This is a genomic window from Streptomyces sp. NPDC044044, assembly GCF_056434405.1.
In genome coordinates, this window is record NZ_JBWKFG010000002.1 from 706,023 (window position 1) to 720,950 (window position 14,928).

Annotated in this window: 14 protein-coding genes; 3 read left to right on the forward strand and 11 right to left on the reverse strand. The window is 72.7% G+C overall.

The genetic code is table 11. The annotated features are described in order from the left end of the window. Positions 1 to 505 precede the first annotated feature (505 nt). From AC07AG_RS09040 to AC07AG_RS09055, 4 genes are read right to left on the reverse strand one after another with little or no spacing between them, the layout of a single operon-like run. Positions 506 to 1,552, reverse strand: a complete 1,047-nt coding sequence (locus AC07AG_RS09040; RefSeq protein ID WP_478753955.1) for an NAD(P)H-dependent flavin oxidoreductase — start codon at positions 1,550 to 1,552, stop codon at positions 506 to 508. A gap of 17 nt (positions 1,553 to 1,569) precedes the next feature. Continuing rightward, the gene (locus tag AC07AG_RS09045) at positions 1,570 to 2,379 is read right to left on the reverse strand and encodes a CoA-transferase subunit beta (protein ID WP_478753327.1); all 810 of its coding nucleotides are present in this window, start codon (positions 2,377 to 2,379) and stop codon (positions 1,570 to 1,572) included. Next, a complete protein-coding gene (locus AC07AG_RS09050; RefSeq protein WP_478753329.1) occupies positions 2,376 to 3,239 on the reverse strand; it encodes a CoA transferase subunit A in 864 nt (287 codons plus the stop codon). Before AC07AG_RS09050 ends, AC07AG_RS09045 begins: the two co-directional genes overlap by 4 nt. Beyond that, complete coding sequence (locus tag AC07AG_RS09055; protein ID WP_478753331.1) at positions 3,236 to 4,006, reverse strand: enoyl-CoA hydratase family protein; 771 nt, start codon at positions 4,004 to 4,006, stop codon at positions 3,236 to 3,238. Before AC07AG_RS09055 ends, AC07AG_RS09050 begins: the two co-directional genes overlap by 4 nt. A gap of 67 nt (positions 4,007 to 4,073) precedes the next feature. On the opposite strand from AC07AG_RS09055, the gene AC07AG_RS09060 reads away from it, so the two are divergent. After that, positions 4,074 to 4,841 (forward strand): SDR family oxidoreductase, encoded by a 768-nt coding sequence (locus AC07AG_RS09060; RefSeq protein ID WP_478753333.1) that lies wholly within the window; start codon positions 4,074 to 4,076, stop codon positions 4,839 to 4,841. 63 nt (positions 4,842 to 4,904) lie between these two features. Continuing rightward, a complete protein-coding gene (locus tag AC07AG_RS09065) occupies positions 4,905 to 5,837 on the forward strand; it encodes an SDR family oxidoreductase (protein WP_478753335.1) in 933 nt (310 codons plus the stop codon). 63 nt (positions 5,838 to 5,900) lie between these two features. Here the strand turns inward: AC07AG_RS09065 and AC07AG_RS09070 are convergent, their stop codons facing one another. Both AC07AG_RS09070 and AC07AG_RS09075 read right to left on the reverse strand, forming a co-directional pair. Further along, positions 5,901 to 7,403: a SulP family inorganic anion transporter gene (locus AC07AG_RS09070; protein WP_478753337.1), complete on the reverse strand. Its 1,503-nt coding sequence runs from the start codon at positions 7,401 to 7,403 to the stop codon at positions 5,901 to 5,903. A 130-nt stretch (positions 7,404 to 7,533) separates the two neighbouring features. Beyond that, positions 7,534 to 7,908 (reverse strand): hypothetical protein, encoded by a 375-nt coding sequence (locus tag AC07AG_RS09075; RefSeq protein WP_478753339.1) that lies wholly within the window; start codon positions 7,906 to 7,908, stop codon positions 7,534 to 7,536. Between the two features lie 315 nt (positions 7,909 to 8,223). On the opposite strand from AC07AG_RS09075, the gene AC07AG_RS09080 reads away from it, so the two are divergent. After that, a complete protein-coding gene (locus AC07AG_RS09080) occupies positions 8,224 to 9,240 on the forward strand; it encodes an alpha/beta fold hydrolase (RefSeq protein ID WP_478753340.1) in 1,017 nt (338 codons plus the stop codon). Between the two features lie 16 nt (positions 9,241 to 9,256). Here AC07AG_RS09080 and AC07AG_RS09085 read toward each other — a convergent pair whose 3' ends face one another. The 5 genes from AC07AG_RS09085 to pcaH all read right to left on the reverse strand — a co-directional run bounded on the left by AC07AG_RS09085 (position 9,257) and on the right by pcaH (position 14,865). Continuing rightward, positions 9,257 to 10,936 carry a serine/threonine-protein kinase gene (locus AC07AG_RS09085; protein WP_478753342.1) on the reverse strand — a complete coding sequence of 560 codons (1,680 nt, stop codon included), beginning with the start codon at positions 10,934 to 10,936 and terminating at the stop codon, positions 9,257 to 9,259. Between the two features lie 68 nt (positions 10,937 to 11,004). Continuing rightward, a complete protein-coding gene (gene pcaDC / locus AC07AG_RS09090) occupies positions 11,005 to 12,117 on the reverse strand; it encodes a bifunctional 3-oxoadipate enol-lactonase/4-carboxymuconolactone decarboxylase PcaDC (protein WP_478753344.1) in 1,113 nt (370 codons plus the stop codon). Continuing rightward, the gene (locus tag AC07AG_RS09095; protein WP_478753346.1) at positions 12,114 to 13,544 is read right to left on the reverse strand and encodes a class-II fumarase/aspartase family protein; all 1,431 of its coding nucleotides are present in this window, start codon (positions 13,542 to 13,544) and stop codon (positions 12,114 to 12,116) included. Before AC07AG_RS09095 ends, pcaDC begins: the two co-directional genes overlap by 4 nt. Then, a complete protein-coding gene (gene pcaG, locus AC07AG_RS09100) occupies positions 13,541 to 14,095 on the reverse strand; it encodes a protocatechuate 3,4-dioxygenase subunit alpha (RefSeq protein ID WP_478753348.1) in 555 nt (184 codons plus the stop codon). Before pcaG ends, AC07AG_RS09095 begins: the two co-directional genes overlap by 4 nt. Beyond that, the gene (gene pcaH, locus AC07AG_RS09105; RefSeq protein ID WP_478753350.1) at positions 14,095 to 14,865 is read right to left on the reverse strand and encodes a protocatechuate 3,4-dioxygenase subunit beta; all 771 of its coding nucleotides are present in this window, start codon (positions 14,863 to 14,865) and stop codon (positions 14,095 to 14,097) included. The genes pcaG and pcaH overlap by 1 nt, the downstream gene beginning before the upstream one ends. Between the last annotated feature and the right edge of the window lie 63 nt (positions 14,866 to 14,928).

Here is a 14,928-nt window from a genome sequence, read left to right on the forward strand (position 1 = left end):
GCCGGAAGCCGCCGCTCAGATCCGCCGCAGCCGCGCACCAACTCAGCGCCTGCGTCCCTCGGAGCCGGGCGGTATTCCGGGTTGTGGCGGGATGCAGGAAGGTGAGGGCCGCTGTTCAGCTTTGCCGTAGCCGCCCAGCAGCTCAGCCGTCGCCGCCCCCTCACCTCAGCCGTCTCCATCTCTCGGAGGCGAGCCCGCATTCCGGGTGGGGCGGGGGTGGAGGAGAGTCCGCCGGGGGCGCTTCCGAGGTTCGCCGCAGCTGCCCCCAGTTCGGTGGTAGTCGCTCCGCCACCTCAGCCGCCCTCCATCTCCCCGGAGGTGAGCTGCATTCCCGGGGTGGGGCGGGGGTGGAGGAGAGCCCGCCGAGGGGGCCACCGAGGTTCGCCGCAGCTGCCCCCAGTTCGGTGGTAGTCGCCCCGCCACCTCAGCCGCCCTCCATCTCCCCGGCGACGCGCCTCGTTCCGGTGCGTGGTGGGGCCGAGGTGAGGCCGGCGGAGGTTGTCGCTCAGTTCAGCCGCAGGCGTCCCACCGTGTCAGTCGCCTCCACCATCATCCGTGTCACCAGCTCCTCGCACGAGGGCAGGTCCTCGATTACTCCGGCGACCTGACCGGAAGCCATGACCCCCGCTTCCGGCACCCCGTCCACCATCGCCGACTTCAGCATCATGGGCGTATTCGCGGCCAGCAGGACCTGGCTCCACGTCATCCCCTTCCCGTGCCGCATCGCGAGTCCGTCCCGGACCATCTCGCCCCACCCCATCCCGGACAGCTTCCGGAACGCCGCCGCGTGCCGCACGGCCCGTGCCAGGGACGTCGCCCGTCCTGACTTCTCCAGCGAGGCGACAAGATCCGTCCGCAGCATCCGGTGCGGGAGACCGTCCACCCGTGTGGTCACCGTGACGTCCTTGACCGACGCGGACAGATAGCGGGCCTTGACCGCGTCCGGCACCGTCGAGTCCGACGTCAGCAGGAAGCGTGTGCCCATCGCGACCCCCGCCGCGCCATAGGCGAGCGCGGCGACGAGTCCCCGGCCGTCGAAGAAGCCGCCCGCCGCGATCACAGGGATGTCCACCGCGTCCACGACCTGCGGCAACAGCACGGTCGTGGCGACCTCGCCGGTGTGGCCGCCGCCCTCGCCGCCCTGTACGACGACCGCGTCCGCGCCCCACGCCGCGACCTTCTCGGCATGCCGTCGCGCCCCGATGGAAGGGATGACGACCACCCCGGCATCCTTCAGCTCCGCTATCAGCTCCTTCGAGGGAGCGAGAGCGAAGGACGCGACCCGCACTCCCTCGTCGACGATGACCCGCACCCGGTCTCGCGCGTCGCCCGCGTCGGCGCGCAGGTTGACCCCGAAGGGCTCGTCCGTACGGGACTTGACCTCCCGGACGGCCGAGCGCAGCTGGTCGACGGTCATCGTCGCGGAGGCGAGGATGCCGAGGGCGCCCGCGTTCGCCGTCGCGGAGACCAGGCGGGGGCCCGCCACCCAGCCCATGCCCGTCTGCACGATGGGGTACCGCACACCGACCAGTTCGGTCAGTGCCGTCTCCATGCCGGGCGGGGCCGATGTCACGAGCGCACCTCGCGCTCGCGCAGACCGCGCGGGTCCACCACGTCCCGGATCAGCCGCAGTTCCTCCGCAGTCGGCTCGCGGGTGCACGGCACGTCGTCGTCCGCCGCCCCCGCGAGCGTGAACCCGGTCGACTCACGCACCTGCTCGACCGTCACGCCGGGGTGCAGGGACACCAGGCGCATCGCGTGGTCCGCCGCACCGAAGTCGAAGACGCCGAGGTCCGACACGACCCGACGCAGGTCGTGGAAGCGCGTCGCGGAAGGACCGGCGGCCGCCGCGCTGTCGTACCCCACGCCGCTGATCATGTCGACCTTCTCGACGAAGACGCGCTTCGAGTGCCGGGGGATCCAGTAACTCACGGGGTTGTTGAGGGTGTTGACCGGGGCTCCGCGCACCCCGAGCAGCTGGCGCTTGGGCCGCTCCCAGTCGCCGATGCAGGAGATGTTCTGGTTCCCGAAGCGGTCGATCTGGCTCGCGCCCATCATCACGTGGCGCCTGCCGCCCATGGCCATCGTCAGATGCCTGCGGTACGGCAACCAGCCTTCCGTCACCGCCGATGTCGCCCCCACGGCGGGCACATCGCCGATCAGCAGCGCCTCCCCGTCCGTGAGCAGCAGGTCCGGCGAGAACGTCAGCTTGGCCAGGCGGGCGGCGATCGCCGGGATCGTGCCCATCGGCGATGCGAGGATCTCCCCTGCGCCCCGCCAGGCCTCCGCGCAGGCGATCACGCAGTACTCGGCGCGGGTGACGGAGGAGGCGGCCGCCCCAGGTGCGCCGGCCGCCGCGGCCGGGTCGGTCTGCGTCATCGCTGCTCCTTGTGCCAGGCCTGGACGGCGGCTTGGTAGTCCTGCTCGGTGCCGGTCAGGAAGCGGTCCTCGAATTCCTTCCAGGCGTCCGGGTCACCCGCGGCGGTGGCGTACGCCTTCTGGAAGGGCTCGTCACGGCCGTAGTCCGGCACGCACGACGTGAAGTGCGCGCCCTTGGGCGTCTCGGTCACGCCCGTCACCGCGTGCCGGGAGATCAGCATCGTCTGCGGTGCCGCCTGCTCGGTGAGCTCGCTCGACTCGACGATCCGCTCGCACGACACGTACGCCGTGTCGGACGCCTCGCAGAACAGGTCGTCGAAGTACGGATCCGGGCCCAGATACTGGGCGTTGCCCAGGCGGTCGGCGCGGTTGAGATGGACCAGCGCGGCGTCCATCCGCAGGGCGGGGACGGCGACCAGCTCCTCCCCGTCGTCGTACGGCGAAGTGACCGTACGCAGCTGGGGGTTGACCCGCAGGACGTCCGAGCCGAGGCCCGCGCGGATCGGCAGGAACGGCAGCCGCTGGGCGCCGGCCGTCAGGCCCTGCATGAACATCGCCTCGTCCAGCTCGACCAGTTCGAAGGCGCCGCGCTCGCGCGCCGCGCGGAAGTGCGGCTCCAGGGGGATCGAGTCGAGGGTCGTGAACGCCGTGACCAGCTTGCGGATCTTCCCCGCCGCGGCGAGCAGGCCGATGTCGGGGCCGCCGTACGCCACGACGGTGAGGTCCGTTATCCCGGACCGCAGCAGGGCCCGCACCAGCGCCATGGGCTTGCGGCGCGAACCCCAGCCGCCGATGCCGAGCGTCATCCCGCTCCGCAGCCGTCCCACGATCGCGTCGGGCGTCATGGTCTTGTCCGTCATGCCCTGCCCTCCTCCTTCTTCTTTCCGGGGCCCGTGCCGAAGTCATCGCGGACGCGGTCCGCCAGGCCGCTCAAGTTCGCCTCGAAGGTGAAGCCCTGCTCGAAGCGGTAGCTGCGGTGCACGTCGACGGGGTCGATGCCGTTGATCGCGGCCTTGGCGAACCGCAGCAGCGTGCCGTCCTTCTGCGCGATCTCGCGCGCCAGATCCAGTGCGGCGTCCGCCAGTTCATCGCGCGGCACGACCCGCCACACGGAGCCGTGCGCGTGCAGTTCGGCCGCGGTGGCCGTGCGCGAGGTGTAATACAGGGCGCGCATCAGGTGCTGCGGGACCAGGCGGGCGAGATGCGTCGCGGCGCCGAGCGCGCCCCGGTCCAGCTCGGGCAGGCCGAACGTCGCGTCCTCGCTCGCCACGATCGCGTCCGCGTTGCCCACGAGGCCGATGCCGCCGCCCAGGCAGAAGCCGTTCACCGCGGCGACGACCGGCACCTCGCATTCATAGACCGCCGAAAACGCTTCATAGCACCCGCGGTTGGCGCCTATCAGCGCGCTGTGGCCGCTGTCGCGCTGCATCTCCTTGATGTCCACTCCCGCGTTGAATCCGCGGCCCTCGGCGGCAAGGACGACGCAGCGCGTCCCGGGATCGCGGCCCGCCGCGCGCACCGCGGCCGCCAGGTCGAACCACCCCTGCACGGGCAGGGCGTTGACGGGCGGGAAGTCGACCGTGACGACGGCGATGCCCTTGTCCGGGGTGGAGGTGGAGACAGACATCAGAGGATCCGCTACCTTTCATCCAGGCCCTTCAATCAAACATTTGTTAGTTAGGAAGGTAGCAGCGATGACTGACACCCGACAGGTGGTGGCCGTCACCGGCGGCACCCGAGGCGTCGGCGCCGGTATCGCCCGCAGCTTCCTCGCCACCGGTGCGCGGGTCGTCGTCTGCGCCCGCAGGCCGCCGGAGCAAGCGGTCGAAGCGGCGGGCTCCGCCGCCGAGTTCAGGCCTCTCGACCTGCGCGACGCGGGGGCGGCGCACACGTTCTTCGCCGATGTGGCCGCCGATCACGGCCGGTTGGACGCCCTGGTGAACAACGCGGGCGGCACCCCCTTCGGGCTGCTCGCCGAATCCGCCCCCGCCCGCCAGGCCAAGATCGTCGAACTCAACCTGCTGGCCCCGCTGTACGCGTCCTTGGCCGCGTACGAGGTGATGCGCGGCCAGGAGCCCGGCGGGGGCAGCATCACGATGATCGGGAGCGTCAGCGGCTCCCGTCCCTCGCCCGGCAGCGGCGCCTATGGCGCGGCCAAGGCGGGCCTGGAGAACCTCGCGCGCACGATGGCCGTCGAGTGGGCCCCGAAGGTGCGCGTGAACACCGTCGTGCTCGGCCTCGCCCGCACCGAGAGCGCCCATCTGCACTACGGCGACGAGGCAGGCATCGAGCAGGTCGCCCGCACCGTCCCGCTCGGGCGCCTCGCCGATCCGTCGGACGTCGGGGACGCGTGCGTCTTCCTCGCCTCCGAAAGCGCGCGCTACATCAGCGGTGCCGCACTGCACCTGCACGGGGGCGGCGAACGCCCCGCGTTCCTGGACGCCGCTTCCGTCAACCACTGAACACGGCGCATCCGTCAACCACTGAACGTATCGGAGGAGTTCCGCATGACCGAGGAGTTCCCAATGAGCTCAGCCGGCAAGCCGGGCACCGGCATCTGCGAGGGCCGCGTCGTGATCGTCACCGGCGCGGGCCGCGGTCTCGGCAGAGCGCACGCGCGCGCGTACGCCGCCGAGGGCGCCAAGGTCGTCGTGAACGACCTCGGCGTGGGGCCCGACGGCTCCGGGGCGTCCGGCGGGCCCGCGCACGACGTCGTCGCGGAGATCCGCGCGTCGGGCGGCGATGCCGTCGCGCACGGCGGCGACATCGCCACGTCCGAGGGCGCCGCGTCCCTGGTGCGTGCCGCGCTCGACGCGTACGGACAGCTCGACACCCTCGTCAACAACGCGGGTTTCCTGCGGGACCGGATGCTGGTCAACCTCGACGAGGACGACTGGGACGCGGTGATGCGGGTGCATCTGAAGGGGCATTTTCTGCCGCTGAAGCACGCGGCGGCGTACTGGCGCGGCGAGGCGAAGGCGGGGCGGGCGCGGCACGCGTGCGTGGTCAACACCAGCTCCGGGGCCGGGTTGTCGGGGAGCGTCGGGCAGGGGAACTACAGCGCGGCCAAGGCCGGGATCCTCGGGCTCACGATGGTCGCATCGGCCGAATTCGCCTCCTACGGAGTGCGGGTCAACGCGATCGCGCCCGCCGCGCGGACGCGGATGACGGAGCAGACCTTCGCGGAGACCATGGCGGCGCCCGAAGAGGGCGGCTTCGACGCGATGGCTCCGGAGAACGTGTCGCCGGTCGTGGTGTGGCTCGGCTCGGAGGCGTCCGCCGGAGTCACGGGCCGCGTCTTCGAGGCCGAGGCGGGGCGCATCACCGTCATGGAGGGCTGGCGGCCGGGACCGACGGCCGACAAGGGGGCCCGCTGGACCCCGGCGGAGGCGGGCGACGCGATGCTGAAGCTGCTCGCCGGGGCGCAGGTGCCGCAGCCGGTGTACGGGGCGAGGTGAGCGGGGACGGAACGCCGCCGGACGGGCTCTGGCCGAGCCGTCCGGCGCGGGTCGGTGACACCGTCAGGTCCCGGACGCCACCCGCACCGGATCGGTGCCCTCCGCACTGTGCCGCTCCGCCCAGTTCTCCAGCGACGTACGGCACGCGTGGTCCAGATGCCGCAGGTCCGTGAGGTCGAGGTCGATCGGGCGGTCCTGGGGCAGTGCCTCGAGCGCGTCGAGGAGCTTGGGGAGGCGCAGGAACGTGGCATTGCCCGTCAGGTGGACGCGGATCGGGCCCGCGCCCTTGTCGACGACCTCCACGTGCACGTGCGAGGTCTCCCACGCGGTCTTCATGACGGCGAGGGCGAGACCGATGAGGACGCCCTCGAACATGTTCACCGTGACGATCGCCGCGGCCGTCACGGCCAGGACGACCGCCTCACCGCGGTGTTCGCGCCACAGCTCCGCCAACTGCCGTACGGGGACGAGCTTGCAGCCCGCGTGCACGAGCACGCCCGCCAGCGCCGCGACCGGGATGAGGGCGAGCGCGGCGGGCAGCAGCGCCGCGAAGAGGAGCAGCCAGACGCCGTGCAGGACGCGGGAGGCCTTCGTGCGTGCGCCCGCCCGCACGTTGGCCGAGCTGCGGACGATGACGGCGGTCATCGGCAGGGCGCCGAGCAGCCCGCACACGGTGTTGCCCGCGCCCTGCGCGATCAGTTCCTTGTCGTACGACGTACGCGGGCCGTCGTGCAGGCGGTCCACCGCGGCCGCGCTGAACAGGCTCTCCGCCGACGCGATCAGGGCGAAGGCGAGGACGGTGCCGATCGCGCCGAGACTCAGCAGATCCCCGAAGACGGCAGCGTCCGGCATCCGGACCGCCTCGATGAGCCCCTGCACCTCGACCGTCGCCACCGGCAGGGAGAAGAGCAGCGTGGCACCCGTGGCGAGCGCCACGGCGGCGAGCTGTGCGGGCACCACGCGGAGCTTCGCGGGGAGCCGGTGCCAGCACACGAGCACGGCGATGGTGCCGAGGCCGAGCGCGAAGGCGGTCAGGGCGCGCTGTGAGCCGATGATCCCGGTGAGCATCCCCGGCAGCCCGGCGATCTTGTCGAGGCCGCTCGCGGGGGCTTCACGGTCTGCCATGGCGTACAACTGCCCGGCGATCAGGATGAGTCCGATGCCGGCGAGCATGCCCTCGACGACGGCCACGGAGATGGCGCGGAAGAAGCGGCCGAGCCGGAGGGCTCCCATGGCCAGCTGGAGGATCCCGGCGACGAGCACGAGGGCGCCGAGCGCCGCGAGACCGTACTCCCGCACGGCTTCGTGGACGAGGACGGTGAGTCCCGCGGCGGGACCGCTGACCTGGAGGCTGCTGCCGGGCAGCAGGCCGGTGACCAGACCGCCGACGATGCCGGTGATCAGGCCGAGTTCGGCGGGCACTCCGGAGGCGACGGCCACGCCCACGCACAGGGGCAGGGCGACGAGGAAGACGACCACGGAGGCGGCGACATCGTGCCGCGCGCTGTCGGGCGGCCTGAGCAGGGAGCGGGCGCGGTCGAGTACGGAGACAGGGGAAGGCTGCATGTCGGTTGACTCCTGAGCGCCGTGGGGGGCGCATCGGTGTGACGTGGACCGGTGTTCGGGTCCGGCCGGCGGACGCGTCGGAAGCGTCGGACGCGTGTGCCTGGCGGCACGGCCGTGCCGGAGGAACCGATCAGCAGCGGAAGACCTGGAGCAGGGCCGGAAGCTCGCGGCCCGCTGGTCTCGTCTCGTGGTGGGCGGCGGCGACGGGGCGCTGCGCCGGCGTGCCGTCGTCCGCGGCCGTGACGGCGTGGGCCTGTAGATGCGGGGCCGTGTCGGGGGTGAGGTCGCGGCAGTGCGGTCGGCCGCGCGCCTGGAAGCGCTCGGAGCTCTCCGCCGGGTGCGTGTCGTCGCCGCAGTGCGCGTACGGTGCCGTGGCCGGTGGGATGCGGGATTCCGCGCCGGACGCGGGTTCGTTGACCCCGTGCGCGAAGAACTGGACGATCACCAGGAGCACGGCGAGCAGCGCCGCGGGCAGCACCCGCCTGCGCACTCCGGCTCCCGTCACAGTGGCAAATTCCTCACGTGGCCGCGTAACTCGCATGGTCACCAAGTAACTTAACCCGCCAGATGTGTCACCTGGGTGACCGGCGGTGAGATGGCGCGACTGCCACCCTTCGATCACGCGTACGTGATGCGTTTGCGCGGGCAGAGCGTGCGGGCGAGGTGAGGGTCCCGCGCGGGAGAGCCCGCCCGGGAGAGCGCCGCTCGCACCACGCGTCAGCGCACGTCCGGCCCGCCGGTGAGGCGGCGGAGCCCGTATTGCGCCACCCGAAACCCATCCGAAACCACCCCAACGCACCGCCCACCTACACTCCGGCCCATGGCGCGGATCCTGCCCTTCCAGCCCAGGCGGCTTCCCACCGGCGACGAGAGCGGGGCCCTGCTGCAGTTCCGAACCGTGCACGGCTACCGGCGCGCGTACCGCGTGGCCGGTGAGGGACCGGCGATTCTGCTGATCCACGGCATCGGCGACTCATCGGCGACGTGGTCCCCGCTGATCCCCCAACTGGCCCGCAGCCACACGGTCATCGCCCCCGACCTGCTCGGTCACGGCGCATCCGAGAAGCCACGGGCCGACTACTCGGTGGCCGCGTACGCCAACGGAGTGCGGGACCTGCTCGGCGTGCTCGGTGTCGAGCGGGTCACCCTCGTCGGGCACTCGTTCGGCGGCGGTGTCGCCATGCAGTTCGCCTACCAGTTCCCCGAACGCGTCGACCGGCTCGTCCTGGTGAGCACGGGCGGCGTCGGACCGCAGGTCACCCCCGTGCTGCGGGGCGTCTCGCTGCCCGGCGCCGCGCTGCTGCTCTCCCTGCTCGGACTGCCCGGTGCCGATGTGCCGGTGCGGGCGGTGGTCGCGCTGCTCCGGCTGCTCGACACCGGTCTCGGGCGGGACGCCCCCGAACTGATGGGCCTGGTCGGCGCGCTGCCGGACGTGTGGGCGCGGGCCGCGTTCATCCGCACCCTGCGGTCCGTCGTCGACTGGCGCGGCCAGGTGGTCACCATGCTGGACCGCTGCTACCTCGCCCAGGGCATGCCCACGCTCCTCGTCTGGGGCGACCGGGACGGCGTCCTGCCGGTCGACCACGCGTTCACCGCGCACGAGGCGATGCCCGGCAGCCGCCTCGAAATCTTCCCGGACGCCGGGCACTTCCCCTTTCACGCCGACCCCGCGCGCTTCCTCTCGCTCGTCGAGGAGTTCATCGGGGCGACGGAACCGGCCAATTGGAGCATCGAGCAGTGGTGGCGCCTGCTGCGGGCGGGGCGGCCGGGCGACGACGCGTACATCGACGAGATGGAACGGCGCTATCGCGAGGCGAGCGAGCGGAGCGCCACCTAGAGACTCCCCGTAAGTCCTACGAAGCCCGCCAGACCGTCATGTCCGCGCTCAGGAAGCTGAACCCGCCGTTCGGCAGTGCGGTCGACTTCACCTGGACCACGAGCAGGGCGATGTCTCCGGCGGGGTTCTTCACGCAGATCTCGCTGCCGGCCGCCACCGCGGCCAGCGGGAGGTCGTGGCTGTCGGCGCCCTGGAGGACGGTGCGGCACGATTCGAGGGTGGCCCCCGGCTTGCTGTACAGCAAGGTGATCACGCTCTTGTCGCTCTCCAGCGCGCAGCTGTTCTCCCCGCAGACGAAGCGGATGTCGCCCTTGCGGTCCTTGCGGTCGACCGGCTCCCTGAGGCTCACGGAGTTCTTCTCGTCGAACCACTCCTGGGGGTACGCGACGGCCTGCGGCGGGGTGGTCGCGGTCGACGAAGAGCCCGATGAGGGGCGCGACGCGCCTGCCGCTCCGTCGCTCTTGTCGCCGGTGCCCGAGCCCTCGCCGGTCGCTGCTCTCTCGCCGTCCCCCGAAGACCCGCCGGATGCCGACCCGGATGCCGCGCCGGATCCCGAGGACCGCTCGGACGCCGCCGAACCGGACTTCGCGGACGTGTCCCGGTGGCGCAGCAGATCCGTCGCGTCCATCACCGTCCACGTCAGGCCGAGCACCAGCAGCGCACTCCCCGTCACGATGCCCGTGATGAGCCCGTTGCGTCTTCGGCGGGCCCGCCGCTCGTCCGCCCCCGTGGGCACGGTCGGCCGCGGCGGCGCGAACAACGGCTGCGTGTGCATCCGCGTGGGGTGGGGGAGCGGCGCAGGAACCGACACCTCCGGCCCGGTGACCTCCCGCCAGACGGCCGGCCCCGCGCCCGCGTCGGCGTCCCCGCCGAGCCGCTGCCTGCACCAGTCGACGATCTCCGCCAGGGTGGCCCGCTCCGCCGGATCGGCGGCCAGGCACCGGGCGAACAGCGGCCGCAACTGCGCGGGCAGCAGGGAGAGATCGGGCTCCGAGTGCACGATCCGGTACAGCACACTGACCGAGGGCCCGTCCCCGTACAGCGGCTCGCCCAGTGCCGCGAACGCCGCTGTCTGGCCGAGCGCGAAGACGTCGGTGGCCGCCGTGACCTCGCCCACGGACGCCTGCTCGGGAGCCATGAACTGGGGGGTGCCGATGGCGCTGCCCGTGGCGGTGTGCGGGGAGGTTGCGCCCGAGGCCAGCGAGATGCCGAAGTCGATCACGCGCGGCCCGTCGGCGGCGAGGAGCACGTTCGAGGGCTTCAGGTCACGGTGCACGATCCCCGCGCCGTGGATGGCCTGCAGCGCCTCGGCGACCCCCGCCATCAGCCACAGCACGGCAGGTACCGGCAGCGGCCCGCCCCGGGCGACCGCATCCGACAGAGAGGGACCGGGCACGTACAGCGTCGCCAGCCAGGGCGGTACGCCGTCCGCGTCGGCGTCGATCAGCTCGGCCGTGTAGGCGCCCCGGACCCGCTGGGCCGCCTTGATCTCCCGGCTGAACCGCCGCCGGAAGGCCGGGTCGTCGGCCAGCTCGGGCCGCACCACCTTGATCGCCAGCGGGCGGCCGCCCTGCGTGTGCGACAGGTAGACCCGGCCCATGCCTCCCGCGCCGATCCGGGCGGCGATGCGGTAGCCGGCCACCACGGGCGGATCGTCCGCCTGCAACGGCTGGAACACCTCAGTCGCGTCGTTCATCGCCACGTGCCCCCCCTGCTCTCCCCTGACCCCCTGATCAGCAGCAGCCTAAAGGGTGCCCATGACCGCTACTCCTCCGCCAGGACCCGCTGCGCCACCGCGAACGCCGAATTGGCCGCCGGGACGCCGCAGTAGACGGCCGTCTGCAGCAGTACCGCCCCGATCTCCTCGGGCGTGAGCCCATTGCGGCGGGCCGCACGGACATGCATGGCCAGCTCGTCGTAGTGCCCGTGCGCGACCAGGGCGGTCATGGTGATCATGCTGCGCTCGCGATGCGCGAGGGTGGGGTCGGTCCAGATCTCGCCCCAGGCGTAGCGCGAGATGAAGTCCTGGAAGCGGGCCGTGAAGGGCGTGGTGTTCCCCTGCGCGCGGTCCACGTGCGCGTCGCCCAGGACCGCTCGCCGCACGGCCGTCCCGCTCGCGGCCGCTCCCGTCAGGTGCGTGCGCAGCGCGGCGACCACGGCTTCCGGCCGCTCGGCGGGCGCCAGATGCGATGCGCCCGCCAGCTCCGTGAGGGAGGCGCCCGGCACGGCGTCGGCGATCTCCCGCGCGTGGGCGGGCGGCGTGGCCGGGTCCTCGCGGCCCGCGACGACGAGCGTGGGCGCGGTGATCGTCGCGAGCGACTCCCTGATGTCGTACGCCGCCAGGGCGTCGCAGCACGCGGCGTACGCGTCGGGGTCGGTGCTGCGGTGGTCGTCCACCAGGCGGGGGACCGTGAACCCGGGCGTGAACCAGCGGTCCGGCGCGCTGAGGGCGAGGTCGGCGAGGCCTTCGCGGCGTACGAGTGCCGCGCGCTCCTCCCAGCGGGCGCTGCCGCCGAAGTGCGCCGACGAGCAGATCACGGCGAGGCTCTCCACCCGCTCCGGGCGGTGCGCGGCCAGGTGCAGGCCGACGGCGCCGCCGAGGGAGACACCCGCGTACGCGAAACGGTCGATGCCGAGGGAGTCGGCGAGCGCGATGACGAGCGCGGCCAGGTCGGCGACGGTGGCCCCCGGGCCGATCAGGTCGGCGGATGACGTGCCGTGGCCGGGCAGGTCCCAGCGGATGACCCGGTGGGAGCTGGAGAGTTCGGGTGCCACGGCGTCCCACAGGGCGGTGGACGTGCCGACGGAGGAGCCGAGGAGGAGAGGGGGTGCGGTCGGCGCGCCCTCGGTGGTGTGGTGCGGCAGCTTGCCGGTCATCGTCGCTCCAGGGCTCGGTCCGTGAGGGCTCCGGCGGAGCCGGTGTAACGGGTGGGGTCGGTGAGTTCGGTGAGGTCGACGGCCGAGAGACCGGGCTCTTCGCCGAGGACGTCCGCGAGGGACCTGCCCTCGTCCCGGGTGCGCAGGGCCGCCGACGTGAGGAGTTCCTTCGCGCGGGCCCTGCCCAGGAGCGGGGTCAGCTCCGCCGTGAGGCGTTCGGAGACGATCAACCCGTGGGTGAGGCCGAGGTGCTGGCGCATCGCGTCCGGGTGGACCCGGAGGTTCTCGGTGAGCTCCGCCGCGTGGAGGCTCGCGCCGCCGACCGTGCGCAGGAGGTCGCGCAGGGGTTCCCACTCCGCGTGCCAGGCGCCCGCAGGGCGTTCGTCCTCGGCGGCCATCGACGCGTGCAGCGCCGCCGCCAGGCCGGGGGAGCGCCGGGCGGCGGCCGCGATGAGCGTGGAGCGGACGGGGTTCGCCTTGTGCGGCATGGCGGAGGAGCCGCCACCCGCTCCTTCGGAGACCTCGGCGAGCTCCGTGCGGCTGAGGGTGAGGACGTCCGTGGCCGCCTTGCCCAGGGCTCCGGCGGTGAAGGCGAGGGCGGCGCCGAGATCGGCGACCGGGGTGCGGAGCGTGTGCCAGGGGAGGGCGGGTTCGGCCAGGTGGAGATGGCGGGCATAGGCCGCGACGAGGCTCTCCCCGAGCCCGCCCACGTCCGGGAGGGCCTGCGATGGTGAGTCGCCCACGTCCGGGAGGGCCTGCGATGGTGAGTCGCCCGCTTCCGGGAACGCCCCCGACGCCGAGTCGGACCCGTACGCCCCGAATGCGGCCAACGTGCCTGCCGCGCCGCCCAGTTGAGCCGGAAGCGCGGCACGCACCGCCCGTGCCCTGTCCCGCGCGTCGAGCACCAGCGCGCGCCAGCCCGCCGCCTTGAGGCCGAACGTCGTCGGGACCGCGTGCTGCGTCAGGGTGCGCCCTGCCATCACCGTGTCCCGGTGTTCCGAGGCGAGGAGTGCGAGTGCCGCCTCCGTGCGGGTCAGGTCAGCCAGGATCAGGTCCAGCGTGCGCCGCGCGACCAGCATCATCGCCGTGTCCATGATGTCCTGGCTGGTCGCTCCCCGGTGGACGTAGGGCGCCGCCCACGCGGGCACCGCCGCCGTCAGGTCCGCGACCAGCGGGATCACGGGGTTGCCGCCGGATCGCGCGCGGAGCGCGATGTCGCGTACGTCGAAACGGTCGCCGCGGGCCGCTTCGGCGACGGCCGTGGCCGCCTCCGCCGGGGCCAGGCCGACCGTCGCCTGGGCCCGTGTCAGCGCGGCCTCCGCGTCCAGCATCGCCTGCAGAAACGCGGTGTCGCCGGTTGCCGCCTCGGCCGGGGTGCCCGCCCGCCCGGGGGCGAGCAGGCCGACGTCGGTACCTTCAAGACTCACTGGAACTCCAGGAACACCGTTTCGCCCTCGCCCTGAAGGCGGATGTCGAAACGGTACGTGTGGCTCGCCTCGGGGCGGGCGATCAGCGTCGTGCGCCGCGCCGGGTCGAGGGAGGCGAGGAGCGCGTCGCCCGGCTCGTCGACCAGGTACGCGCGCGTGTACAGGTGGTGGAGCAGACCGCGCGCGAAGACGGCGACCGCGATGTACGAGACACCGCCCGGCGGGAGCGTACGCACGGTGAAGTGGCCGTCCGCGTCGGTCGGGACGCGGCCGAACCCGGTGAACGCGAGTCCGTCACGGCCGATGACCTCACCCGTGACGGGGTCGTGCCGCAGCGATCCCGGCGCACCCGTGCGGGAGCCGTCGGGCGCGGGCTGCCAGGTCTCGATGAGGGCGTCGGGCACGGGGTTCCCCGCGCCGTCGTACACGTACCCGTGCAGGGTGATCGTGTCCGGGTGGCCGGCCGGAGCGACCTCGCCGCCCCGCGGGAAGGGCAGCGCGTAGCCGTAGAAGGGGCCGACCGTCTGGGAGGGAGTCGGAGCGTACGACATCAGTGGTTCTCGCCTTCCTCGAAGAGCGTCGCGGAGGGGCCGTCGAGGACGATGTCCCAGCGGTAGCCGAGCGACCACTCGGGGGTGGAGAGATCGTGGTCGTAGGCGGAGACGAGGCGCGCTCGCGCCGACTCGTCGGTGACCGAGCGCAGGACCGGGTCGTAGGCGAACAGCGGGTCGCCGGGGAAGTACATCTGCGTCACCAGGCGCTGCGTGAACGCCGCGCCGAAGAGCGAGAAGTGGATGTGCGCGGGGCGCCACGCGTTGACGTGGTTGCGCCAGGGGTAGGCGCCCGGCTTGATCGTCGTGAAGGAGTACGTTCCCTCGTCGTCGGTCAGGCAGCGGCCGAAGCCCGTGAAGTTCGGGTCGAGCGGCGCCGGGTGCTGGTCGAGCTGGTGGGCGTAACGGCCGGACGCGTTGGCCTGCCACAGCTCGACCAACTGGCCGCGCACCGGCCGTCCTTCGCGGTCCAGGACACGGCCGGACACGGTGATCCGCTCGCCGAGCGGCTCGCCCAGGTGCTGGCGGGTCAGGTCCCGGTCGAGCGCCGTGATGTCGGTGACGCCGAACGCGGGGCCGCTCAGTTCCACCGCCTCCGGGTCGCGCAGCGGGATCAGCGGCTGCTTGGGGTGGCGGAAGTGGCTGCTGCGGTACGGGGGGTAGTCGCGCGGCGGGTGATCGGCGGGCGCCGCGGCAGCTTGCGCCTTGGCGACCTCCGTGTCTATCTCCTGCTGGCTGAGCCCGTCGGGCAGGGGTTCGGTGAGGGGCATGTGTCTCGGCTCCGTGAGTACGGCGTGGTGGCGACGGTGGTGGTGGTGGGGGGGGGGTGACGG